We start from the raw sequence: 22,399 nt of genomic DNA, 5'->3' as shown, positions 1-22,399 counted from the left end.
TCTGACGGACGTCACCGAAGTTCCAACAGCCTTGAACACAGTCGGGGCCGGGTCATGGACCTGCGCTCCGCCAAGGGGGCCGAGCGTGCTGCTGCGGATCAACCTGATATTGCTTGTCGCCTTCGCGCTCGGCATGGCTGCGATCTCCCTGGTCGTAACATCGACCCTGCAGGAAAACGCGACGCGCGAAGTGCTTGCCCAGGCCGGTTTGATGATGGACAGCGCTGCGGCGATTCGTTCCTATACCGAGACCGAGATCGGGCCGTTGCTCGACGACAAGATGGTTACCGCGTTCCGCCCGCAGAGCGTGCCGTTCTATGCCGCGACGCAGAACTTCCTCACGCTGCACAAAGAGCATCCCGACTACTCCTACAAGGAAGCCACGCTCAACCCGACCAATCCACGCGACCGCGCGATGGACTGGGAGGCGGACATCGTGCAGCGCTTCCGCAACGACAGCAGCACCAGGGAAGTGAGCGGAGGACGCGACACCCCAATGGGCAGCACCCTCTATCTGGCACGCCCGATCCGCGTCGATTCCGGCTGCCTGGAATGTCACAGCCTGCCTTCGGCGGCACCGGCCACGTTGCTCGCACGCTATGGCCGCGACAACGGATTTGGCTGGCAGCCCAACGAGGTCGTCGGCGCGCAAATCGTCTCGGTGCCGTTCGCCAGTGCCGAGTCGAGCGCAGGGCGCGTCCGCCGCGACGTGCTGACCGCCATCGCCGCGATGCTCGTCATCGTACTGCTGGTCGTCAACGCCTCGCTCTATGTGCTGGTCATCCGCCCGGTGCGCCGGATTGCGCGGATAGCCGACCAGGTGAGCCTCGGCGATACCTCAGCCGCGGAGTTCCCGAGTGGCGGAGGGCCTGAGGTGGCGGCGTTGTCGGCGGCCTTCAATCGTATGCGCAAAAGTCTGGACAAGGCGCTGCGGATGCTGGGCGGCTAGGCCATGGCACACGACCTGTTTGTCAGCTATTCGCAGCCGGATCGGGAAGCTGCCTTCGCGCTCGTGCAGCGCCTGGAGGCGCGCGGCATCAGCGTCTGGATCGCGCCGCGCGACGTATCACCGGCAGCCGACTGGGCCGCCGAAATCATCGATGCGATTTCCAGTGCGCGGCTCATGGTTCTGGTTTTCTCCGGCAGCAGCAACGACTCGAACCAGGTGCGGCGCGAGGTTGAGCGGGCCGTGCACAAGCAGTTGCCGATCCTTCCGTTCCGGATCGAGGATGTGCTGCCTTCAAAGAGCCTGGAATACTTCCTCAGCACACAACACTGGATGGATGCGTTTCCGCTACCACTCGAACCGCACATCGATCGGCTATGCGATCACCTCGATACAGCCCTCGGCAGGCAGATCGCCCACGACGTCCCCACCGAGCTCCGGCCATCGCGGGTCGCCGAGCCAGCCGATGCCACTCACCCAGGCGGTGTTGATGCGGCGCACTTGCGCCTGCTGGAAACAGAGCTCGCGAAACGCATCGGGCCCGTAGCCGGGCACCTTGTGCGTCGCGCCGCGCAGGGCGGCGGCGACCTGGATGCCCTCGCACAGCGCCTCGCGCCGGAAATTGACGACGAGCCGGAACGACGGATCTTTCTTCAGGCCTGCTGGCGGATTGGCAAGGACAAATAGCTGGCGGGGCGATCGTGCATGCCCCGCTTTGCGCGCCGCTCAGCGCACGCCATGCATCAGTTTGTTGATGAGCGGCGATATCAACAACAACAGTACGCCCGCTCCGGTCAGTAGCCAGAAGCTGAAGGTGAAACCGGAGAGCGCGGAAGCAGCGGTCATGCCGTTTTCGCCGCTGATATGGCCGGCCAGCAATCCAGACAGATTGCCGCCCACCGCCAGCGACAGGAACCAACCGCCCATCGCCAGGCCGACCAATCGCGGCGGCGCCAGCTTCGTGACCATGGAAAGCCCGATCGGCGACAGACACAACTCGCCCACTGTCTGCAGCACGTAACACAGCGTCAGCGGCCAGAACGGAATCAGCCCGTTGCCATCGATCAAGCGGGCAAGCGCGTAGACAAGTACGGCGAATCCCAGCCCGTTGAAGATCAGTGACAAACCGAACTTGCGCGGGATCGAAGGCTCCTTGTGGCGCTTCGCAAGAAAAGCCCAGATCAGGGTCACGATCGGTGCCAGCGCAATGATCGCCAACGGACTCACCGACTGGAACCAGCCAACCGGGAACACCCAGCCACCGAACATCTTTCGGTCGACCAGATTCTCCGCCAGGAAGTTGAACGACGTGCCCAGCTGAAAGTAGAACATCCAGAACAGCACGCTGAAAGCGAAGATGATCAGCATCGCCAGCACGCGATCCAGCTGCACGCGATCATGTCGGATGGCTTCGACAATCAGCATGATCGCGACAGCGACGAACAATGGCCCGAGCACAAATTGCAGGCCGTTCGCGCCGACGTAGGCGAGCAGCAAATACACCAGCGGCACCGTGACGGCGACGCCTAGCAGCACCCACACCACGCGCATGCGGCTGGCTGCCTCGGGCGCGGGTCGTCCGACGCCACGCAGGCCACGTCGACCGAACCAGAACCAGAACAGGCTCAGCAGCATGCCGACACCTGCAGCGCCAAAGACCAGCTTGTAGTTCTGCTGCAAGGGGGTGTCGGTGAAATAGCTCGCCAGCCAACCAGTCAACAAGGGTGCCAGCAGCGCACCACCGTTGATGCCCATGTAGAAAAGGGTGAAGCCCCGATCACGGCGGTCATCATTGGGCCCGTAAAGCTGACCGACCATCGAAGAAATATTCGGCTTGAACAGACCATTGCCGACAATCACCATCGCCAGGCCAAACAGGAAAATGTCCCGACTCGGCAACATCACCGCGAACAGACCCAAGGCCATTACCAAGGCGCCAATCAGGATCGATCGCTGGTAACCGATAATCTTGTCCGCCACATAGCCGCCAAAGATGCTGGAGGCATAGATGAGCGCCGTATAGGATCCGAAGATCTGCGCGGCCCACGCCTGCCCCGCCGGATCGCCGTTGTAGAAGTGCGCCACGATGTACAAGGCCAGCGCCCAGCTCACGCTGTAGAACGCGAAGCGCTCCCAGAACTCGGTCATGAACAACATCCACAACGGGCGTGGATGGCCGAGCATCTGCGGATAGTCGGGCGCGATGCTCGTCTCGATAGCCTGATTCATGAGTTTCCCTGGTAGCCCCGGCGCGGCACATCGCATGCGCGCCGGAGTTGAGATTCGTGATGTGTGATTTCTTTCGAAAGGTGTAACCGCTGGCTGCGCGCGGCGTCAAATGCAGCGCAGCATTGGCTTAGCTACCCAGCACGGTTCGCACGTCCAGCAGCTCGGGGAAAAACTCCAGCTCAAGCGCCTTTTTCAGGAAGCTCACGCCGGACGAACCACCGGTGCCACGACGATGACCAATGATGCGTTCCACCGTTTTCATATGGCGGAAACGCCAAAGCTGGAAACTTCCCTCCACGTCCACCAGCTGCTCGCACATGTGATATTCCGGCCAGAATTCCGCGCGGCCTTCATAGATGCGCTTGAGTACCGGCAGCAATGCTTCGTTGCGCTGGTAGGGCTGCGCCCAATCGCGCTCCAGCAGTTCCGCGGGCACGGCATGACCGCGACGCGCGAGATAACGCAGGAATTCGTCGTACAGGCTCGGCGCTTCGAGCACAGCGCGCAGTTCCGCCTGTGCCGCCGGATCGTGTGCAAACACCTTCAGCATCGCCTCGTTCTTGTTGCCCAGCAGAAACTCGATCTGACGGTACTGCAGCGACTGGAAGCCAGAGGATGGTCCCAGCACGTGGCGGAACTCCAGATACTCCGATGGCGTCAAGGTCTCCAGCACTGCCCACTGCTCAAACAGCTGCCGCTGCACGTGTTTTACCCGGGCCAGGATTTTCAGGCAGGCGTCGATGTTGTCCGTCTGGAGATGCGAAACCGCCGCCCTCAGCTCGTGGATCAACAGCTTCATCCACAGCTCGGCCACATGATGTTGCACGATGAACAACATCTCATCGTGATGCGGCGGCTGGCTCAGCGGCTGCTGCGCCGACAGCAGGATGTCCAGATGCAGATAGCCACCATACGTCATCTGACCATCAAGATCAGTCTGAATACCTGCCTCAAGCTCACGCCGATTCTCACTCATGTGTTCAGCACGCCTCCAAAAGACGGCATGTTAGCGGCTGCGAGACCTGCTGGCCCCGACCTTGGGCAAGAAATGTCCCATTCACGTCGAAGGCCAAGGCAGGGATCGCCGCCGGATCTGACCTGGCAGTCCTCGCTCCCCTGCTCGCAGGGGAGGGTTGGGGAGGGGTCGCTCTACCGGCAAACCGGCCCTCTCGCCTCCAACCTGATAAACAGCCGCAAAGCCTTGCCGGCGCTGGAAAGTTGCCCTTCCGTACGCCCACGCATGCTGCGCTGTACCTTGCACCGCAACATGTTCGCCTGTTATCAAGCGCGGTCTTGTTCGGTCGTTTGCGTGCCTCCGTATTCCCGGGGCGCGTCATCTGCCAGGTTTTTCCCTCTCTATCCCCACCTCGGAGCGAGTCGTGACCATCGCCGCCAAGTTTGAAATTGAATACCTGCAATACCTCGATGCCGAGGGCAAGCAAGTCCGTGATGACCTGCCCGAGTTCGCGAAGGATCTCGGCCACATGGTCGAGCTGTACAAGCTGATGCTGTCGACCCGCGTGTTCGACGCCAAGTCGATCGCGCTGCAGCGCACCGGCAAGCTCGGCACCTACGCCAGCTGCCTCGGTCACGAAGCGGCGCATGTCGGTATCGGCAGCGCGATGCGGCCGGAAGACGTCTATGCACCGAGCTACCGCGAATACGGCGCCCAGCTGTATCGCGGCGTGCAGCCGCGCGAGGTGTACATGTACTGGGGCGGCGACGAGCGCGGCAACGATTACCAGAAAGAACCTGCGCGCCACGATTTCGCCTGGTCGGTGCCGATCGCCACGCAGTGCCTGCATGCCGCCGGCGCCGCACTCGCATTCAAGATCCGCAAGGAGCCACGCGTGGCGGTTTGCACGATCGGCGACGGCGGCTCGTCCAAGGGTGACTTCTACGGCGCCATCAACATCGCCGGCGCGCAGAACCTGCCGCTGGTAGCCGTGATCGTCAACAACCAATGGGCGATCTCGGTGCCGCGCAAGATCCAGACCGGCGCGCCGACGCTGGCGCAGAAAGGCATCGCCGCGGGCCTGTTTTCCATCCAGGTGGACGGGAACGACATCATCGCCGTGCGCAAGGCGATGGAAGACGCACTGGAGCGCGCGCGCTCCGGCAACGGCGGTAGCGTGATCGAGGCGGTGACCTATCGTCTGGGCGATCACACCACCGCCGACGATGCCCGCCGCTACCGTGGCGAGCAGGAAGTGAAGGATGGCTGGGAACGCGAGCCGATGAAGCGCCTGCGCAACTGGCTGGTCGGCAAGGGTGTGTGGGACGACGAGAAGGAAGAGGCCTGGAAGGCCGAGTGCGACGAGTGGATGGACAACGAGGTGAACGCCTACCTCGAGACCAAGACGCAGCCAGTGACGGCGATGTTCGACTACATCTTCGCCGAAGTCCCTGCCGATCTCGCCAAACAGCGCGATTACGTCCTTTCGCTCGAAACCAAAGGTCACTGAGCCATGGCACAAATTACTCTCATCGAAGCAGTCACCCAGGCGCTCGCCTATGAAATGGCCCGCGACGAAAGCGTCGTGGTGCTGGGCGAGGACGTGGGCGTCAACGGCGGCGTGTTCCGCGCCACCCAGGGCCTGCAGGAAAAATTCGGCGAGCTGCGCGTGCTCGACACGCCGCTGGACGAAACCACGATCGCCGGCGTCACCGTCGGCATGGCCGCAATGGGCATGAAGCCGATCGCCGAAGCGCAGTTCGAGGGCTTCATCTACCCGATGATGGAGCAGATCGCCTGCCACGCCGCACGCATGCGCAACCGCACCCGCGGTCGCATCACCGTGCCGGCCGTGTTCCGCGCACCGTGGGGGGGCGGCATCCGCGCGCCGGAGCATCACTCCGAGGCGAACGAGCATCTGTTCACCAACATCCCCGGTCTGCGCGTCGTGATGCCGTCCTCGCCAGCGCGCGCCTACGGCCTGCTGCTGGCCGCGATCCGCGATCCGGATCCGGTGATGTTCTTCGAGCCGAAGCGCATCTACCGCCAGTACAAGGAAGAGGTGCCGGACGACGGCGAAGCGCTGCCGCTGGACGTGTGCTTCGTGCTGCGCGACGGCACCGATGTGACCCTGGTGACCTGGGGCGCACAGGTGAAGGAAGCGCTCGAGGCCGCCGACGAACTGGCCCAGCAAGGCATCAGCGCTGAAGTGATCGACGTCGCCACGCTGACCCCGCTGGACTTCGACACCATCGCCGAATCGGTGCAGAAGACCGGCCGCTGCGTGATCGTGCACGAAGCGCCGAAGACCGCCGGGTTCGGCGCCGAGATCGCCGCGCGCGTGGCCGAGGAGTGTCTGTACGACCTGCTCGCGCCCGTCGAGCGCGTTACCGGCTTCGACACGCACATCCCGCTGTTCCGCCTGGAAATGAAATACCTGCCAAGCGTGGAACGCGTCGTTGACGCGGCGAAGCGTACGCTGGCCGTCAGCTGACCCATGCTCCTCCCCCTGCTTGCAGGGGAGGGAGCCAAAATCAAACCAAGATCAAACACACTCTGGATTCCGCTCATGGCTGATATCAAGACTTTCTACCTGCCCGACCTCGGCGAAGGCCTGCCCGACGCCACCGTGGTCGAGTGGCACGTCAAGGTGGGCGACAGCATCAAGCTGGACGCTCCGCTGTGCTCGATGGAAACCGCCAAGGCGGTCGTCGACGTGCCCTCGCCGTACACCGGCAAGGTCGTCAAGCTGCATGGTGCTGCCGGCGACATCATCGAAACCGGTGCCGCACTGGCCGACTTCGAACCCGATCCGAATGCGAAACAGCGCGCCGAAGCCGAATCCACCGGCCATCACCACGGCCCGAAGAAAAGCGTCGGCAGCCCGGCACCGGACGACAGCCACAAGGTGGTCGCTTCCGATGACGGCGGCGAGATCGAGAGCAATGGCAAGAAAGCCGATCGCGAAGACGAAGGCACCGTGGTCGGCGCGATGGTCAGCGGCAGTCACGTGCACGTCGAGCAGGCGGCCAGCATCGGCGGCGTGAAGGCCGTGCCCGCAGTGCGCGCGCTGGCGAAAAAACTCAAGGTTGATCTCGCGCGCGTGCGCCCGAGCGGCGCCGACGGCGTGGTGACCATGAAAGATGTCAAGGACGCCGCCGCGAACGGTTCGGCCGCACTCGGTGCCGCCCCTGCGCGTGCCGTAGCGGCCTCCGCCGGTCGTCACCTGGCTCCTGACCTACCGCCACCGGACGCAAGCCGCACAGCCGTGTCGCTGGCGGGCAAGCCCGTGCGCACCTCGTCGCCCAGCGTGCAGGCCAGTGGCCAACCGGAACAGTTGAAGGGCGTACGTCGCAACATGGCACGCGTGATGGCGGATGCCCACGCCCAGGTCGTGCCGACCACCCTGAACGACGACGCCGACCTGCACGCCTGGAGCGGCAAGCAGGACATCACCGCCCGTCTGGTTCGCGCGATCGTGTCTGCCTGCAAGACCGTGCCGGCACTGAATGCGTGGTTCGACGGCAAAAACCTCACCCGCACGCTGCATCCGCATGTCGACATCGGCATCGCGGTGGACACTGACGACGGTCTGTTCGTGCCCGCGCTGCGCAATGCCGACGTGCTCGACGGCGCCGGTGTCCGCGCCGCGATCAAACGCTTGCGCACGCAAGTCGAAGATCGTTCGATCCCCGCTTCGGAGTTGTCCGGCTACACCATCAGCCTGACCAACTTCGGCATGTTTGCTGGCCGTTATGCCACGCCGGTCGTGGTGCCGCCGACGGTCGCGATCGTCGGCGCCGGCAAGCTCAGCCACGACGTGGTCGCGGTGATGGGCGGCATCGAAGTCCATCGCCGCATGCCGCTGTCGATAACCTTCGACCACCGCGCCGCCACCGGCGGTGAAGCCGCGCGCTTCCTCAAGGCGATGCTGGACGATCTGGCCCTGCCGAACTGAGCAAGGTCGACATGCCATGACAAACAGGGCGCCCAAGGGCGCCCTGTTAATTTTCTTGTCACCGTTTTCATATCACGGCTTTCGAATCGCCGCTTTCCAAGCGCAGATCAGTAGTCGCGCACGTCGAGCAGCATGAAGCAACGCGCACGGTAATCGTGCTCGCTTGACGGCCACGCGACGGAATCCAGCGCCAGGGTTCCCGCGGTCCATGGTTCGTTGTCGAGCAGCGCCTCGCAACGTGAATCGCCCTGCGCGCCGTGACGATGAACCAGCCGCAGCCAGTGCAACTCCGGCGTCAGCACTTCGCGTTTCACTGCGGTTTCGATCGCGGCCAGCGCTTCGGCGGGAATGGCCACGGTGTTTTCATCGGTGCCAAGCAGCGTGAACGGCCCAATAAAGACATCCCACGTGCGCACGCCGATGTCCCATGCCGTGATGCGCATCCTGCGATCGTCGGTGACATACCAGCAGGCGGCCAGCAGCAGGTGAAATGCATTCTCTTCAAACGTGTGCAGGGCATCGCTGCAGCCGGCGTCGCCACTGCCGAGGCCAGCAAAACTCTCCTCGATGCGCCGCTCCTCGCTCAACACCACGTCGACATCGAGGCGACCCGGCTCACCCGCATTACCTTCGTGCCACTCGGCACGAATCGCCGGAAAGTCGTCGTCAGTAACCAGCCAGCCGTCTTCATCAGCTTCCAGTTCCACACCGTGCCGCTCGAAGAGCCGCAGCAGGTATTTCTGTAGCGCCACACTATCCATGATCTTCCTCGCTCGCTCGCGGCAACTCACGCCAGGTCAGATACACGCGCAAGTCGAACTCCACTTGGTGGTAGTCCGGCAGCATGTAGGTGCACAGCTGGTAGAACGCCTTGTTGTGGTCGACTTCCTTCAGATGCGCCAGCTCATGCACCACGATCATCTGCAGGAACTCCGGTGCGGCCGCCTTGAACAACGCGGCCACGCGGATTTCCTTTTTCGCCTTGAGCTTGCTGCCCTGCACGCGCGAGATCGCGGTGTGCAGCCCCAGTGCTCGCTGCACCACATCGAGCTTGCTGTCGTACAGCACTTTGTCGATTCCTGGCGCGTTTTTCAGATGCTGCTGTTTCAGCTCCATCGTGTAGGCGTACAGCGCCTTGTCGCTCTGCACCGAGTGGCGATCCGGATAGCGCTTGGCCAGGTGCTCGCCCAGACGCTGCTGCGCAATCAGCAGGCGCACCTTGTCCTGCAAGGTTGCGGGGTACGCCTGGAGATATTTGAGCGGCAACATGATGCGTATTCTCGCACTCCGCCGGCTCGCGCGTGATGGACGCGTCCGCCCGTTGACAGGCGGATCAGCTACGCCGTCCCCAGCACGCATACCGCAGCAGCATGGCGAGCACCAAAACGACGATGAACGCACCGTAGCCATACAGTGCGGGCACCACCTGCTGCCAGATGGCACCACTTGCACGACCCAGCTGGCCGGCGGCGGGCAAGGCGACCATATCGAAACCTAGCAGCGCGCTCGCTCCCGTGGCGATCACCGCCAGCAGCAACGCCACGAAATCGAAAATGCGCCGGCCCGGGGTTTTCGGCAGACTCTTCGGGTAGGTCCAGTAGACCCAGCAAAGTATCAACAACCATGGCGCAAGCAGCAGGATGGCGAGGTAACGCATCGATCAATCACTCCGTCGGCTTGAGCTGCCGCATCAATCCTGTGCAGCAAGCTGATCCAGCGCCTCGCGCAATTGCGCCAGGGCATCGTCACGTAGCTGCTCGTCGCGGTAGTCGGGCGTGCTGGCGACCGCTTCGCCATCCAGCTCGAGGGCCATGCCCTGAGCCTTGATCTGCATGACGGCAGCCGCCGCGCCCAACGTCTTGAGGCGCTTCTGCAACGCACCGGCCGCCTTTGGATCGGCGAACGGCATCGACAGCAGCAGCTCCTCGCCTTCCGCGGAGAACAGGCGAAAACGAAACTTACCATCGGCATCGCGGAAACTGGCGAAGCGCGGCATTTTGCCCTGCTTCGCAGCCGCCTTCGGCTGACCAGCGGCAACGGTCGTCGCCTTACCGGCGGAACGCAGACCCAACGCATCGCGCAATGCAGCGATCTTCGGCGTGGCAATCATGCGGGCCTTCTGCGCACCCTGCTGGAGGATCGCTTCAATCGCCATCGGATCGGCCATGAACGCCTCGTAGCGTTCACGCATCGGCGCCACGTCGGCGTCAATGCGCTCGTACAGCACCTGCTTCGCGTCGCCCCAGCCAAGGCCATCCAGCAAGGCCTGCCGGAACTCCGCCGTCTCCGCCTCGCTGGCAAACGCGCGGAAGATGGTGAACAGCGACGAGCTGTCCGGATCCTTCGGCTCGCCCGGCGTGCGCGAGTCGGTGACGATGCGCATGATCGTCTCGCGCAACTGCTTTTTGCCGCCAGCGAACAGTGGAATCGTGTTGTCGTAGCTCTTGGACATCTTGCGACCGTCCAGACCGGGCAGCGTGGCGACCTGGTCTTCGATCAGCACTTCAGGCAGCACGAAAAAATCGTGGCCGTGGATGTGGTTGAAACGCTGACCGATGTCGCGAGCCATCTCGATGTGCTGGATCTGATCGCGCCCCACCGGCACTTGATGCGCATCGAACGCGAGAATGTCCGCGGCCATCAACACCGGATACATGTACAAGCCGGCGGTAACGCCCGCATCAGGGTCCTCGCCATTTTCTGCATTCTTGTCCACGGCCGCCTTGTAGGCATGCGCTCGGTTGAGCATGCCTTTCGCGGTGACGCAGGTGAGAAACCAGGTCAGCTCGGGAATCTCCGGGATATCCGACTGCCGATAGAACGTCACCCGTTGCGGGTCGAGCCCGGCCGCCAGCCAACTAGCGGCGATTTCCAGCCGCGAGCGCTCGATCCGTGCCGCGTCTTCGCTTTTGATCAGGGCGTGATAGTCGGCCATGAAGAAAAACGCATCGACATCGGCGCGCCGACTGGCTTCGATGGCGGGGCGGATGGCGCCCACATAATTGCCGAGGTGTGGGGTGCCGGTGGTGGTGATGCCGGTCAGTACGCGAGTCTGCATGGTGTTCGCTTGTGGTATTTACAGGTTGGAGCAATCAGCGGATGAGGGTGGATTTTCCGAACAGCGACTCGACCAGATCCACCGCAAGCTTCGCGGTCTGGTTGCGCTTGTCGTACGCGGGATTCAGCTCGACGATATCCAGCGATGCCAGTCGTCCGGTGTCGGCAATCATCTCCATGCACAGCTGCGCCTCGCGATAATTCGGGCCGCCACGCACGGTTGTACCGACACCCGGCGCGATGCTGGGGTCGAGGAAATCGACATCAAAGCTCACGTGCAGATGGGTATTCTCGTCGATGCCGGCCAGCGCCTCCTCCATCACGCGCTTCATGCCGACCTCGTCGATGTAGCGCATGTCGAATACGCTGATCTTCGCCTCGCGCACCAGGCGTTTTTCACCCTCGTCCACCGAACGGATGCCGATATAGCGAAACACATCCGCCGTGGTTGCCGGCGTGTCGCCGCTGAGTCCGATGAGCGCGTCCGGGCCATTGCCGCACAGGCAGGCCACCGGCATGCCGTGAATATTTCCCGATGGCGTGGCGTTTGCGGTGTTGAAGTCGGTATGCGCGTCCAGCCACAGCACCAGCAGCTGCTTGCCTTCATCGTGGCAATGACGCGTCACTGCCGAGATCGAGCCGATCGCCAGGCAGTGATCGCCGCCCAGCATGATCGGTATGCGCCCGGCTTGCAGCTCCTGATGGACGGCCGTATAGACGGCCGTATTCCAGGCCACGACTTCGTCCAGGTGACGATAGCCATCCTCCGGCGGCTGCCACGGGTTGAATGGCCCGTGCAGGTTGCCGCGATCGATGACCTTCAATCCACGACGTTCAAGCCGCGCGGCGAGATTCGCCACCCGCAACGCCTCCGGCCCCATCGAGGCCCCACGATGCCCTGCTCCAATATCGGTCGGCACGCCTATCAGTGAAACGGTCTGTTCGCCCATATCCTGTCTACCTGCCTGTTGCACCCCGGCAATCGGAGGCCGGAGCCGTCGCTCGCGCCGCGAATGTCCTTGCGGCGATGTCCGACGAAGTGCCGACGGTGACCATGTTCGCGAACGAACTGCCACCCGATCGGCGAGAGAAAAGCATCCACGACACCATTCAATGGTGATCCGCTCAAGTTTACCGGAACGAACCCGGCCACGCCGCGCGCTGAACGGATGACCGGAGTGGTGTCGGTTCGGCGCGAAACGAAGCAGCGAGAACGCGGTTGAGCGTCAAGCCCTTGAATCGCAGCCCATAAAAAAGGCTCGCATCGCTGCAAGCCTTGGGACTACTGGTGCCGGCACCCGGATTCGAACTGGGGACCTACTGATTACAAATCAGTTGCTCTACCAACTGAGCTATGCCGGCGAAGGTCGGGGATTCTAGCAGGCCCCGGCGGCTGGCGCGCGCTCAGAACTTGGCGTTTCGCTCAAAAACAGCTGGCGCTGTGCGAACCGACGCCGGTGCTGTGAATACGACTGCGCCAGTCGAAACGTGCGCCGTCGGGCACCACCAGATCCAGCCAGTATTCGGGCACGGTCTCGCTGCGCTCACTCATGCGGGCGGGGAAACCGGCGGCAATGACGTCGTCGCGGCGCTTGCGCGCATTCGCCGGATCCTTGAACAAACCCAGCGAAATGGTATTGGCCTGATCGCCGGAACTCCCAGCCACAAAGTAGTCGCCGATGTTGCGCGCAGCGAGCTGTCGCGCCAGCGCCAGCGCCAGCGCACGACTGCCGGCGGACGGCAGATACACCCACCATCCACTGGTCTGGCTAGCCTGCTCCTGGCGTGAACGCATGCGTGTGGCCTGGGTCGCAAGGGTCTCCCGTGCATTGCGCAGATCCTGGGGCGTACTGAATGGACCCAGGGCAAGACAGCTGTAGCTGAGCGCGCGTTGCGGAGCCGTCGCTGCCGTTGCGGCCATCGGGATGGCGGCCGGGGCAGTGGCGGCTGGTTCGGGCAGCTCTGAGAGCAGGCGCAATTCCGCAACGTCGGGATCGGTGGCAGTGCCGCCACGGACATATGGCTGGCCTAGCAGCAGCCAGGCACCTACCGCGATATTGAGTGCGATCAACAGTACAAACAGCAGACGCAGAAACATCGATACCCCTTCACTGCCAGCAACCGGGCATTCTAACCGGGCGGTGGCGCCGCCACCTGCGTGTCGGCCCATACCGCCAGGCCGCGCAGCACCCCGTCGTGGCTCAACTGCGCCGGCAGCGACAGCAAGGGCGCCAGCCGCCCGGCATCGCCACCTCCCAGGATCAGCGTCGAAGCATCGCCAAGCCGCCCTGCCATCCGTGTGGCAAAGCGCTCGACCAGCGCCGCCGCCGCCTGCCAGCAGCCTGAGGCGACCGCGTCGGCGGTGTTGTCTGCCAGTTCCAGAATTTCACCCGGACGTTCCGGTCGAACCCGCGCCGTCGCATCCAGCAGGGATTGCTGCATCAGCTGTGGCCCAGGTGCAATCAGCCCGCCCAGATGGCGCCCATCGGCGGTCAACGCATCAAGCGTCAGCGCGGTGCCCACGCTGGCCAGCACACAGGGCCCGCGGCCATCAGCATAGGCTGCCACCATCGCCAGAAATCGATCTACACCGAGCCGCTGCGGCTCGGCGTAGGCATTGCGCACGCCGCAGGCGCTGGCTGGCGTGCGCAACCATGTCACTTCGGCCCGAAACGCGCTGGCGACACATGCCGCAAGTTGCTGCTCGCGGGCGGCATCCACCACCGAAGCGCCGTAGACGGCGATTGGCTGCGGCGCCGTGGACCATGCCTCGGAAAGCATGCGCTCCACCGCCTCGTCCCACGCTACCGAACCCTGCGCAAGCCAGTCGCCGCCCTGCTGCAACGCCCACTTCAGGCGTGTATTGCCCAGATCGAGGAGCAGCTTCATGCGCGTCGCACCGTGACATCGGCGCTGTCGACCAGGCGCAGGCTGCCATCAGCCATGCGTACCCGCAGCGCACCGCGGGCATCCACGCCAGCACCCGTACCGTTGAACGCACCGAGCGCGCCGCTCAGTTGCAGGGGCTGATCACGCAACAGATCGTGCCGCTCGTAGTCCGCCGTGAAGCCAGCAAAACCATCACGCTCAAACTGCCGCAAACCATTGATCAAGGCCGCGATCAACGCCGCCGCGACGCGGTTGCGATCCGGCGGAGTGCCGCCGGTCAGCGTGGCCAGATCGCAAGCCGGCTGGCCGGCCTGCTCTCGCAGCGCCGTGGTCAGCCGCAGGTTGAGGCCGATGCCGACAACCGCAGCGCATGGCCCCTGATATTCGCCGCTCAGCTCGACCAGGATGCCGCCCAATTTGCCACCCTGCGGTGGCTCGGCGACGGCCAGCAGATCGTTGGGCCATTTCAGGCCGGCCCCGGCGATGCCCAGATCCTCCAGCGCGCGCAATACGATCACCCCGATCGCCAATGACAGCCCGGCCAGCGCGGCAAAGCCTTGCTCGAATCGCTTGAGACAGGACAGATACAGATTCAGCCCCGGCGGAGACAACCACTCGCGACCACGGCGCCCGCGCCCGGCAGTCTGGGTTTCGGCCAGCAACACGCTGAAGTCGGCCGCCTGGGCACCGCGCCGTTGCAATTCGCTGGAGGTGGAATCGAGCTCCCAATGCACCTCCAGAGCACCCAGCGAGCGCACCAAGGGGGCCGGCAAGGCCGCACGGATCTGCCCGGCGTCCAGCATCTGCAGCGGCCAGGGCAGACGATAGCCGGCCGCACCGCGTGCCTCGATCGGCACGCCGCGTGTACGCAAGGCCTCGATCTGTTTCCAGATCGCCGCGCGGGTGACGCCAGTCTGTGCGGCCAGGGCGGCGCCAGAGAGGGGTTCGCCGGGAGCCAACGCTGCCAGCAACTGCGCCGGCTGCATCAACAAGCCTCGATGGCAGGGGTAGCCGCCGGCGAGCGGCGGCAAGACAGGAAAAAAGGCAGGGTCGGCATCGCCGGATTCTAGCCCGGCGGCGCGTCGTGCGGCAGGCACGCGTGGCGCTACGGCGCAAGAAACGGCGCAAGAACCTGCAAAAGCAGCACTGGCATCACGCCGGCGTTTCTGAGACGATCCAGACCTTCGGTTGCGGGTCGGGGAGTTGGATCGCCATGCGTGCCAAGCTTTGGCTTATCGGCTGTGTTTTATGCGTCGTGGGGACCAGCAGCGTCGCCGCGGCCAGCCTGTGTGCCCAGGATCAGGACAACGCCTCGCGCGCGACCACCGACAGCACCATCCCACGCGATGGTGGTAGCACCAATACGAACGGCGATGCGCTGGGGCTGAACCGCGACGGGACTCCGCGCAGTTCCAGCAGTGATAATTCGAGCAGCGGCTCCAGCAGCAACAGCACCGATCACTCCGGCGGCGCCGCACCTGCACCCACCCCTACCCATCTGCCGCGTCTTGGCTGGCAGTCGCTGTTGCCTGGATCAATCCAGTAAGCGCTCGGCGTCACGCCGGCTCATTAGCACCAATCACTTCGAGCACAGCTGGAACCTTCGTCGGTTTCCAACGCTCTGTGACGGCGTATGCAGCCGCTTGCCGGCCTCCCTCCAATCGCCTCGCTCGCGGTGAAGCCCGATCAAACCGGAGAACTCAAGCCGGAATCAATTTCACGCTGAAACGCGCGCCGCCGAATTCCGGTGAGCGATCGACCACCAGCTCGCCGTTATACGCGTGCACGATGTCCTGCACGATCGACAGGCCGATGCCGTGGCCCTGTACGCGCTCATCGCCACGCACGCCGCGTTGCAGGACACGTTCGATCTTTTCCTGGGCGATGCCGGGGCCATCGTCTTCCACGCTCAGGCGCAATCCCGGCCGCTGACGCCCGGTAGACGGCTGCGTCTTCACCACCAGCAGCACGCGGTGACCGGCCCACTTGAAGGCGTTCTCCAGCAGGTTGCCCATCAGCTCGAGCAGGTCGCCCTGCTCGCCGTAGAACACCGCATCGTCATCGATATCGAATTCGCAAAGCACATTCTTGGCGGCATAGACCTTCTCCAGACTCTGCACCAGATCCTCGGCGTGACCGGCTACCGGCACGGCGCTGGCGAAGGTTTGGCGGCCGGAGGTAGCTGCGCGCGATAGTTGGTAGGCGACCAGTTCGTCCATGCGGCGCACCTGATCGAGCACGCCACTGCGTCGCGAGGGTTCCTCCACGGTCGCCGATTCCAGCTGCGAGCGGATCACCGCCAGCGGGGTCTTCAGGCTGTGCGCCAGATCGGCCAGGGTGTGCCGGTAACGCGTGCGTTGTTCGCGCTCATTGTCGATGAATGCATTGATGCGCTCGGTCAGGCCGGTCAGTTCCAGCGGGTACTGACTATCCAGGTGTGCGCTCTCACCACGCTCGACCCGACTCATGTCACTGGCCACCTTGCGCAGCGGGGTCAGGCTCCAGCGCAGCAGCAGCTGCTGCAACACCACCAGCATCACGCCGAGTATCGACAACCCGATCAGCACGACCCGCTGATACACCGCGTTCTCGCCTTCGAGCTGATCCTCGGTCTGCGCCACCATGATGGTGAACCGCACCGATTTCTTCTCTGCCGTATCGAGCGCCACGCCATAGCTGTAGTAGTACAGCCGACCCATGCGCGTATCTATCGGGCCAACGAACTGGCTCTGGCCTGGCTCCAGCGGCGAGATGAAGTTGAAATCAAGGCCGATCGCGGACGACGATGACCAGCGATAGCCGTGTTCACCCAGCGCCACTGCGTACAGCCCGGAGCCGGGCCTTAAAAAATTCGGATCGGGTGACGTGTCCGGCGGCAACAGCTTGCCGTAGCGGTTGACGTCGAAATTCGTGATGTACGCGATCGCGTCATTCTGCAGGCGCTCCTGCAGCCCGCTCAACGCGCGCTCCTTGTTCGCTTGCGACAGAGTTACGCCGACCAGCCCCAGAAAGCCGGCCAGCACGAACCCGGTCGCGATCGCCGCACGCGCCGCCAGCGAAGGCGGGCGGCGCGGCGACGCAGGCTCATTCGTCGTCGCCGTCGGTGCGGGGGATGGCAAAGCGGTATCCGCGTCCACGTACCGTCTCGATGGGTTTGAGGGTGCCTTCCGGGTCGAGCTTGCGCCGCAGTCGGCCAATGAATACTTCGAGCACGTTGGAATCGCGATCGAAATCCTGCTGGTAGATGTGCTCGGTGAGGTCGGCCTTGGAGACCAGCTCGCCCGCGTGCAGCATCAGGTATTCCAGCACCTTGTACTCATAGCTGGTCAGGTCGACCAGCTTGCCTTCCACCGTCACCGTCTGCGCGGTGGTGTCGAGCTTGATCATGCCGCAGGCAAGAATCGGCTTGGACCAGCCGCTGGCGCGACGCACCAGCGCGTTGATCCGCGCGAGCAACTCTTCCACGTGGAAAGGCTTCACCAGATAGTCATCGGCGCCGTACTTCAGCCCCTCGACCTTGTCCTGCCAGCTGCCGCGCGCGGTCAGGATCAGGATCGGATAACGCTGGCCGTGCTCGCGCAGCGCCTTGACCAAGTCCATGCCGGACATCTTCGGCAGGCCCAAGTCGATGATCGCCAGATCGAACGGCACTTCGCGGCCGAGGTAGATACCCTCTTCGCCATCCTGCGCCGCATCGACCGCAAAGCCGTCCCGCTTAAGGCGTGCCGCGAGCGTCTCGCGCAACGGCGCCTCGTCCTCTACCAACAGGATGCGCATCAGTGTTTCTCCTTGCTGCCCGCGTGTCTCGGGGGCGGATTCTTGGTTGACTGACCGGTCGCCGGATTCCTGCTCGCCTCGGAGGGCACCACCAGCTTCTGTACGTGTCCGTCCGGCGTAAGCACTTTGATGAAATACCTTGTTTTATGGTCAACCGAGTACGGCTCGGCCGACAACACCCTGCCACCGGTATCCTGCTGCACCTTGAGTACAGCCTGATTCAGCGTCACGGGTGGCTCCACCGTCTGTGCCGACGCCGTCGCAACGGCACCCAGCCATAGCGATGCGAGCAGAACAGGGATGAATTTTTTGTTGGTTGACATGCGTGATCGTTCCGCCCGGCACCCGCCGATATGCTCAGCCTAGGCAATCAGGGCTGAATACTGACCGGACGGCCGTCAGCTGTCACGCCGCTATCGAACATGGCGCCATCGCCTGCTCGATCAGTCCCCAGCCCGCCCCGGGCAAATGCGCCCCCTCGCTGATCGTGCGGCGGAAAGCCCGCGCCCCCGGCTCGCCCTGGTAAAGCCCCAGCAAATGTCGGCTGATGTGCTTGAGCGCGGTGCCGCGCGCCAGTTCGGCCTCCACGTAGGGTCGCAAGCGGCGCAACACGTCATCCCGCTGTGGCAGCGGTTCGCCATGCAGGGCCGCTTCGATCTGCGCCAGCAGGTACGGATCATGATAGGCCGCGCGGCCCAGCATCACGCCATCCAGCTGCGCAAGGTGCTGCTGGACCTCGGCAACGGTGGTGATGCCGCCATTGATCACCACCGCCAGCTGCGGAAATTCACGCTTGAGTCGGTAGACCCGCTGGTAGTCGAGCGGCGGAATTTCACGGTTTTCCTTTGGCGAAAGCCCTTGCAACCACGCCTTGCGCGCATGCACCACCAGCACCTCGACACCCGCTTCCAGCATCGTTTCGGTGAAATGTTGCAGACCGGCGTAGTCGTCCTGATCATCCACGCCGATGCGGCATTTCACCGTCACCGGCACGCTGACCGCGTCGCGCATCGCCTTCACACAATCGCCGACCAGCGCCGGCTCAAGCATCAGACAGGCGCCGAAACGACCCGCTTGCACCCGATCCGACGGACAGCCCACGTTGAGATTGATCTCGTCATAGCCAGCCTCGGCACCAAAGCGGGCGGCCTGCGCCAGTTCCTGCGGGTCGCTGCCACCCAGCTGCAAGGCGACCGGATGCTCCTGCTGGCTGTGCTCCAGCAGCCGCAACTGCTTGCCGCGCACCAACGCTGCGCTGGTCACCATCTCGGTATACAGCCGCGCCCGCGGTGACAGCAGCCGGTGGAAATAGCGGCAATGCCGATCCGTCCAGTCCATCATCGGCGCCACGCAGACCTCGAAAGCGCCTGAATCTTGCCGAATCCCGCTCGGGTACTCGGTTTGTAGCGCCTTGTCAGCGATCACGTCGTTGGGCATTTCTGTAGGTTTTCGAAGGTTGTTTCAGCGGGAGCGCGAGATTGGGCACAACGCCATGGGTCGAATCGCGCCATTTTGGGGGCGCTGCTGCCAACCAACCGAGAGTTTCTCCGGTCGCAGGAGCAACTTCAGTGGCTACAGCCGTGATTTTACATTTTTCTCCTTCTTCAAGCCTTTCACCCCCTTCGCAAAGCGAGCCATTGCCTCGCGTCGGGACTGGGCACGCAAGACAGTGAGGGATCGCGCTGCTCCTGTGGGAGCGACTTCAGTCGCGATGCTCTGGCCTTGCTGTTGGCTTGCTTCAGATACTGCTTCTGCTTCTGCTTTCGCTTTGCCCCTCCCCCTGCGTGCAGGAGGGGGTTGGGAGGGGGTAAAGCTGTTGATCTTCAGGCGAAGAGCAACCCCTCCCCAACCCTCCCCTGCAAGCAGGGGAGGGAGCACATTTGCGGCGCAGGGAGTTCGCTGGGCTTTGGCTGGAGCTGGAGCTGGAGCTTGGCTTTGCCCCTACTCTGGCCCCAGCTCTGGAGTTGCTTTTGACCCAGCTTCTACGAACAGCGCGTAACAGCGGGCTCTTGTGGGAGCGACTTCAGTCGCGATGCTCTTTCCCGCATGGCCCCAAAAAGCAATCGCGACTGAAGTCGCTCCCACAAAGTCACGAGCACCGCAACAACCCAAAGCAGGACGCTGCGACCGAGGTGTCGCCGCTCAGGGCTTCAGCAGCTCGGTCTCCCGCGCCGTAGCTATTGCACCGGGCAACCGCGAACCTTCTGGTTGCCTTACCGCAACGCGGCGCAACAAGAAGTGTGACAGCGCTGGAATCAGTACGAGCGCACCCAGCATGTTCCATACGAACATGAAGGTCAGCAGGATGCCCATGTCCGCCTGGAACTTGATCGGCGACCAGGCCCATGTCATCACCGCTGCGGCCAGCGTGACGCCAATCAGCGCGATCACCTTGCCGGTGAAATTGAGTGCGTCGCGATAGGCCTCTTCAAGCGAGAGGCCCTGTCGCTGCAAGGTCAGCTGGACGCTCAGCAGATACAGCGCATAGTCCACGCCGATGCCAACTCCCAGCGCGGTCACCGGCAGCGTCGCCACCTTGACGCCGATGCCAAGCATGACCATCAACGATTCACACAAAATCGATGTGATGACGAGTGGCACGATGGCGACCACCACAGCGCGCCAGCTGCGGAACGTGATGAAGCACAGCATGACCACCGCCGCGTGCAGTCCGAGCAGCAGGTCGCGGTGTACGGCGACTATGCGTTCGTCGTCAACAACATCGCAGCCGAGCAAGCGCCGCCGTCCGCCTTTTCCTACTACGTGAACATCCTGCTGGGCGCCACTCGCCCCGCCGGCGCCGGTGCCGCCACGTTCGCCTGGCAGCAGGCCACGCACAGCTGGAAGCAGCTGTGGTCGCGAGACGACGTCACGTCGACCTCGATCGTGCCCATGATCAGCGGAGGCAGCCACATGGCGATCATCGACGGCTACTTCACCAAGCAGTGGAATGACCGTTACCACATCGGCCTGGACCTGGACACCGGCAAGACGGTGATGACCATCCGCACGGGCACCGACCCGACCTTCAACGGCATGTACTCGCCGATCAAAGCTGATTCGCAGGGCCACATCATGTACGGGATGGCATTCGGCCTGGTGCGCATGGATACGACCAAGATGAAGCGGGTCGATCTCGACAAAGAGACGACTGAGAAACACGATTGATCCTTCCAGGCACTCGCATGTAAGCGACCCCGCCATGCGTGCTTACGCAGGCCAGAGCAAAAGGTCGGTGTTTTTGAGATGACCCAAATCCAGTCCTGCCGAATACGGCAGGACTGGATTCATTGGGACGCTGGACCACACCCTATGGCAACACTTCCGGCGCCGGTTTCGATTCGATCAACGCGGCCCTGACGCCCCCGCGCGCGCTCCATCCAGCCTTTTCTCATCCACAGCGCCACCACCGCCAGGGCGTGGATCGATGCGTCGGACTTGATACACGCCCAAAAACCGGCAGGCACAGGCGCGTCCACGTCGGATCGCGTACCCTTGTCATCTGCCGCCGCGATCATCCCGGCGCTCGCAAGGCACCACGGCATCGCCGTCCTCCCTGCGGGTCTGGCCATCGATGCGCCGGATGGTCAGGCATGCTTTCTCCTCACACACCCATGCGGCACAACGCGAGACAACCCACCATGGTGGCAATGGCGACCGAGCACGTGATCGACGTGCAGCACTGGAACGACAATCTTTTCAGCTTCCGCACCACGCGCGATCCGGGCTTTCGTTTCGACAGCGGACAGTTCGTGATGATGGGACTGGAAGTGGACGGCCGTCCGCTGCTGCGCGCGTATTCGATTGCCAGCGCGAACTGGGAAGAGCACCTGGAATTCTTCTCGATCAAGGTGGCCAACGGGCCGCTCACATCGCGCCTGCAGCACCTGCAACCGGGCGACCCGGTCGTCGTCAGTCGCAAGCCCACCGGTACGCTGGTGCTGAACGATTTGAAGCCGGGCAGGCACCTGTATTTGCTGGGCACCGGTACCGGTCTCGCACCATTTCTGAGCATCGTGCGTGATCCGGAAACCTATGAGCGGTTCGACCGGATCGTGCTGGCCCACGGTGTGCGTCATATCAACGACCTGGCCTACTGCGAACACCTCGAACGCGAACTGCCGCAGCACGACTATCTCGGCGAGTTGGTGCGCGAGAAGCTGATCTATTACCCCACGGTGACCCGCGAGCCGTTCCGTCATCGCGGCCGCATCACCGACGCGATCGTCGATGGCGTGATGAGCGAGGCCACCGGTATGCCGCCGCTGAATCCGGAGACTGACCGCGTGATGCTGTGCGGAAGTCCGGCAATGCTGGACGATCTTTCCGCACTGCTTGATGGTCGTGGCTTCCACGCCTCGCCACGCACCCGCGAGCCGGGCGACTACGTGGTCGAACGAGCGTTCGTGGAAAAATGAGCGAGCGCATGTTTTTTGTGGGAGCGACTTCAGTCGCGATCGCTTTTCGATGCAAGCCCTGGAAGCATCGCGACCGAAGTCGCTTGTATGTTTGACGGCGGCGAGTCAGAAAGGGCTTGCCGGGGTGGAGGGACCTTAGCCGCATCTGGCCGTAGGCACAGACCGTGGGA

General features: G+C 63.3%; 23 protein-coding genes and 1 tRNA gene. 8 read left to right on the top strand and 16 right to left on the bottom strand.

From position 1 onward, the window contains the following. Nucleotides 1-85 precede the first annotated feature (85 nt). The gene (locus tag HDE77_RS19475) at nucleotides 86-949 is read left to right on the top strand and encodes a DUF3365 domain-containing protein (protein ID WP_221444380.1); all 864 of its coding nucleotides are present in this window, start codon (nucleotides 86-88) and stop codon (nucleotides 947-949) included. Between the two features lie 3 nt (nucleotides 950-952). Further along, entirely contained in the window at nucleotides 953-1,633 is a 681-nt protein-coding gene (locus HDE77_RS19470; RefSeq protein ID WP_184419578.1) for a toll/interleukin-1 receptor domain-containing protein, read from the top strand. A gap of 39 nt (nucleotides 1,634-1,672) precedes the next feature. Here HDE77_RS19470 and HDE77_RS19465 read toward each other — a convergent pair whose 3' ends face one another. Continuing rightward, entirely contained in the window at nucleotides 1,673-3,175 is a 1,503-nt protein-coding gene (locus HDE77_RS19465; RefSeq protein WP_184419577.1) for an oligopeptide:H+ symporter, read from the bottom strand. A gap of 127 nt (nucleotides 3,176-3,302) precedes the next feature. Then, a complete protein-coding gene (locus tag HDE77_RS19460; RefSeq protein ID WP_184419576.1) occupies nucleotides 3,303-4,151 on the bottom strand; it encodes a tryptophan 2,3-dioxygenase family protein in 849 nt (282 codons plus the stop codon). Nucleotides 4,152-4,554: 403 nt separating this feature from the next. On the opposite strand from HDE77_RS19460, the gene pdhA reads away from it, so the two are divergent. The 3 genes from pdhA to HDE77_RS19445 all read left to right on the top strand — a co-directional run bounded on the left by pdhA (nucleotide 4,555) and on the right by HDE77_RS19445 (nucleotide 8,088). Further along, the gene (gene pdhA / locus HDE77_RS19455; protein WP_184419575.1) at nucleotides 4,555-5,640 is read left to right on the top strand and encodes a pyruvate dehydrogenase (acetyl-transferring) E1 component subunit alpha; all 1,086 of its coding nucleotides are present in this window, start codon (nucleotides 4,555-4,557) and stop codon (nucleotides 5,638-5,640) included. A gap of 3 nt (nucleotides 5,641-5,643) precedes the next feature. Further along, the gene (locus tag HDE77_RS19450; protein ID WP_184419574.1) at nucleotides 5,644-6,624 is read left to right on the top strand and encodes an alpha-ketoacid dehydrogenase subunit beta; all 981 of its coding nucleotides are present in this window, start codon (nucleotides 5,644-5,646) and stop codon (nucleotides 6,622-6,624) included. Nucleotides 6,625-6,699: 75 nt separating this feature from the next. After that, a complete protein-coding gene (locus HDE77_RS19445) occupies nucleotides 6,700-8,088 on the top strand; it encodes a dihydrolipoamide acetyltransferase family protein (RefSeq protein WP_184419573.1) in 1,389 nt (462 codons plus the stop codon). A 107-nt stretch (nucleotides 8,089-8,195) separates the two neighbouring features. On the opposite strand, the gene HDE77_RS19440 is transcribed toward HDE77_RS19445, so the two are convergent. The 9 genes from HDE77_RS19440 to HDE77_RS19400 form a co-directional block, all read right to left on the bottom strand. Next, complete coding sequence (locus tag HDE77_RS19440) at nucleotides 8,196-8,849, bottom strand: DUF6348 family protein (protein WP_184419572.1); 654 nt, start codon at nucleotides 8,847-8,849, stop codon at nucleotides 8,196-8,198. Further along, a complete protein-coding gene (locus tag HDE77_RS19435; RefSeq protein ID WP_184419571.1) occupies nucleotides 8,842-9,357 on the bottom strand; it encodes a M48 family metallopeptidase in 516 nt (171 codons plus the stop codon). The genes HDE77_RS19440 and HDE77_RS19435 overlap by 8 nt, the downstream gene beginning before the upstream one ends. A 64-nt stretch (nucleotides 9,358-9,421) precedes the next feature. Continuing rightward, nucleotides 9,422-9,745: a hypothetical protein gene (locus tag HDE77_RS19430; protein ID WP_184419570.1), complete on the bottom strand. Its 324-nt coding sequence runs from the start codon at nucleotides 9,743-9,745 to the stop codon at nucleotides 9,422-9,424. A 33-nt stretch (nucleotides 9,746-9,778) separates the two neighbouring features. Beyond that, nucleotides 9,779-11,146, bottom strand: coding sequence for a tryptophan--tRNA ligase (locus HDE77_RS19425; protein ID WP_184419569.1), 1,368 nt, complete (start codon nucleotides 11,144-11,146; stop codon nucleotides 9,779-9,781). Nucleotides 11,147-11,180: 34 nt separating this feature from the next. Continuing rightward, nucleotides 11,181-12,095: an arginase gene (gene rocF, locus HDE77_RS19420; protein WP_184419568.1), complete on the bottom strand. Its 915-nt coding sequence runs from the start codon at nucleotides 12,093-12,095 to the stop codon at nucleotides 11,181-11,183. A 336-nt stretch (nucleotides 12,096-12,431) separates the two neighbouring features. Then, a tRNA-Thr gene (locus HDE77_RS19415) sits at nucleotides 12,432-12,507 on the bottom strand. A 61-nt stretch (nucleotides 12,508-12,568) separates the two neighbouring features. Continuing rightward, nucleotides 12,569-13,243: an SPOR domain-containing protein gene (locus HDE77_RS19410; RefSeq protein WP_184419567.1), complete on the bottom strand. Its 675-nt coding sequence runs from the start codon at nucleotides 13,241-13,243 to the stop codon at nucleotides 12,569-12,571. 32 nt (nucleotides 13,244-13,275) lie between these two features. Beyond that, on the bottom strand, nucleotides 13,276-14,034 hold the full coding sequence (locus tag HDE77_RS19405) for a type III pantothenate kinase (protein WP_184419566.1): 759 nt from the start codon (nucleotides 14,032-14,034) through the stop codon (nucleotides 13,276-13,278). Beyond that, nucleotides 14,031-15,020 (bottom strand): biotin--[acetyl-CoA-carboxylase] ligase, encoded by a 990-nt coding sequence (locus HDE77_RS19400; RefSeq protein ID WP_184419601.1) that lies wholly within the window; start codon nucleotides 15,018-15,020, stop codon nucleotides 14,031-14,033. Before HDE77_RS19400 ends, HDE77_RS19405 begins: the two co-directional genes overlap by 4 nt. A 227-nt stretch (nucleotides 15,021-15,247) precedes the next feature. Here HDE77_RS19400 and HDE77_RS19395 point away from each other — a divergent pair, with 227 nt between their 5' ends. Next, nucleotides 15,248-15,580, top strand: a complete 333-nt coding sequence (locus tag HDE77_RS19395) for a hypothetical protein (protein ID WP_184419565.1) — start codon at nucleotides 15,248-15,250, stop codon at nucleotides 15,578-15,580. A 154-nt stretch (nucleotides 15,581-15,734) separates the two neighbouring features. Here HDE77_RS19395 and HDE77_RS19390 read toward each other — a convergent pair whose 3' ends face one another. From HDE77_RS19390 to HDE77_RS19370, 5 genes are all read right to left on the bottom strand, one after another. Next, nucleotides 15,735-17,153, bottom strand: coding sequence for an ATP-binding protein (locus tag HDE77_RS19390; protein ID WP_184419600.1), 1,419 nt, complete (start codon nucleotides 17,151-17,153; stop codon nucleotides 15,735-15,737). Then, complete coding sequence (locus HDE77_RS19385; RefSeq protein ID WP_113727681.1) at nucleotides 17,119-17,811, bottom strand: response regulator transcription factor; 693 nt, start codon at nucleotides 17,809-17,811, stop codon at nucleotides 17,119-17,121. The genes HDE77_RS19390 and HDE77_RS19385 overlap by 35 nt, the downstream gene beginning before the upstream one ends. Continuing rightward, complete coding sequence (locus HDE77_RS19380) at nucleotides 17,811-18,134, bottom strand: hypothetical protein (protein WP_184419564.1); 324 nt, start codon at nucleotides 18,132-18,134, stop codon at nucleotides 17,811-17,813. The genes HDE77_RS19385 and HDE77_RS19380 overlap by 1 nt, the downstream gene beginning before the upstream one ends. Nucleotides 18,135-18,216: 82 nt before the next feature. Then, entirely contained in the window at nucleotides 18,217-19,248 is a 1,032-nt protein-coding gene (dusA, locus tag HDE77_RS19375; RefSeq protein ID WP_221444379.1) for a tRNA dihydrouridine(20/20a) synthase DusA, read from the bottom strand. Between the two features lie 705 nt (nucleotides 19,249-19,953). Beyond that, on the bottom strand, nucleotides 19,954-20,463 hold the full coding sequence (locus tag HDE77_RS19370; protein ID WP_221444378.1) for an MMPL family transporter: 510 nt from the start codon (nucleotides 20,461-20,463) through the stop codon (nucleotides 19,954-19,956). Nucleotides 20,464-20,475: 12 nt separating this feature from the next. Between HDE77_RS19370 and HDE77_RS19365 the strand changes: the two genes are divergently transcribed. Together HDE77_RS19365 and HDE77_RS19360 are read left to right on the top strand one after the other, a co-directional pair. Continuing rightward, nucleotides 20,476-20,979, top strand: a complete 504-nt coding sequence (locus HDE77_RS19365) for a hypothetical protein (protein WP_184419604.1) — start codon at nucleotides 20,476-20,478, stop codon at nucleotides 20,977-20,979. A 473-nt stretch (nucleotides 20,980-21,452) separates the two neighbouring features. After that, on the top strand, nucleotides 21,453-22,229 hold the full coding sequence (locus tag HDE77_RS19360) for a ferredoxin--NADP reductase (protein ID WP_184419598.1): 777 nt from the start codon (nucleotides 21,453-21,455) through the stop codon (nucleotides 22,227-22,229). The last annotated feature ends 170 nt before the right edge of the window (nucleotides 22,230-22,399 follow it).

It is taken from the genome of Rhodanobacter sp. MP7CTX1, assembly GCF_014205795.1.
Taxonomy (GTDB): Bacteria; Pseudomonadota; Gammaproteobacteria; order Xanthomonadales; family Rhodanobacteraceae; genus Rhodanobacter.
Note: the sequence above shows the minus strand (reverse complement) of the source record. Positions and strands in the feature narration are given on the sequence as shown.

Coding starts and splice junctions, on each gene's coding strand:
- HDE77_RS19470 (WP_184419578.1), top strand. CDS start 953: ATGGCACACGACCTGTTTGTCAGCTATTCGCAGCCGGATCGGGAAGCT.
- HDE77_RS19465 (WP_184419577.1), bottom strand. CDS start 3,175: ATGAATCAGGCTATCGAGACGAGCATCGCGCCCGACTATCCGCAGATG.
- HDE77_RS19460 (WP_184419576.1), bottom strand. CDS start 4,151: ATGAGTGAGAATCGGCGTGAGCTTGAGGCAGGTATTCAGACTGATCTT.
- HDE77_RS19450 (WP_184419574.1), top strand. CDS start 5,644: ATGGCACAAATTACTCTCATCGAAGCAGTCACCCAGGCGCTCGCCTAT.
- HDE77_RS19445 (WP_184419573.1), top strand. CDS start 6,700: ATGGCTGATATCAAGACTTTCTACCTGCCCGACCTCGGCGAAGGCCTG.
- HDE77_RS19440 (WP_184419572.1), bottom strand. CDS start 8,849: ATGGATAGTGTGGCGCTACAGAAATACCTGCTGCGGCTCTTCGAGCGG.
- HDE77_RS19435 (WP_184419571.1), bottom strand. CDS start 9,357: ATGTTGCCGCTCAAATATCTCCAGGCGTACCCCGCAACCTTGCAGGAC.
- HDE77_RS19430 (WP_184419570.1), bottom strand. CDS start 9,745: ATGCGTTACCTCGCCATCCTGCTGCTTGCGCCATGGTTGTTGATACTT.
- HDE77_RS19425 (WP_184419569.1), bottom strand. CDS start 11,146: ATGCAGACTCGCGTACTGACCGGCATCACCACCACCGGCACCCCACAC.
- rocF (WP_184419568.1), bottom strand. CDS start 12,095: ATGGGCGAACAGACCGTTTCACTGATAGGCGTGCCGACCGATATTGGA.
- HDE77_RS19410 (WP_184419567.1), bottom strand. CDS start 13,243: ATGTTTCTGCGTCTGCTGTTTGTACTGTTGATCGCACTCAATATCGCG.
- HDE77_RS19405 (WP_184419566.1), bottom strand. CDS start 14,034: ATGAAGCTGCTCCTCGATCTGGGCAATACACGCCTGAAGTGGGCGTTG.
- HDE77_RS19400 (WP_184419601.1), bottom strand. CDS start 15,020: ATGCAGCCGGCGCAGTTGCTGGCAGCGTTGGCTCCCGGCGAACCCCTC.
- HDE77_RS19395 (WP_184419565.1), top strand. CDS start 15,248: ATGCGTGCCAAGCTTTGGCTTATCGGCTGTGTTTTATGCGTCGTGGGG.
- HDE77_RS19385 (WP_113727681.1), bottom strand. CDS start 17,811: ATGCGCATCCTGTTGGTAGAGGACGAGGCGCCGTTGCGCGAGACGCTC.
- HDE77_RS19380 (WP_184419564.1), bottom strand. CDS start 18,134: ATGTCAACCAACAAAAAATTCATCCCTGTTCTGCTCGCATCGCTATGG.
- dusA (WP_221444379.1), bottom strand. CDS start 19,248: ATGCCCAACGACGTGATCGCTGACAAGGCGCTACAAACCGAGTACCCG.
- HDE77_RS19370 (WP_221444378.1), bottom strand. CDS start 20,463: ATGCTGTGCTTCATCACGTTCCGCAGCTGGCGCGCTGTGGTGGTCGCC.
- HDE77_RS19360 (WP_184419598.1), top strand. CDS start 21,453: ATGGTGGCAATGGCGACCGAGCACGTGATCGACGTGCAGCACTGGAAC.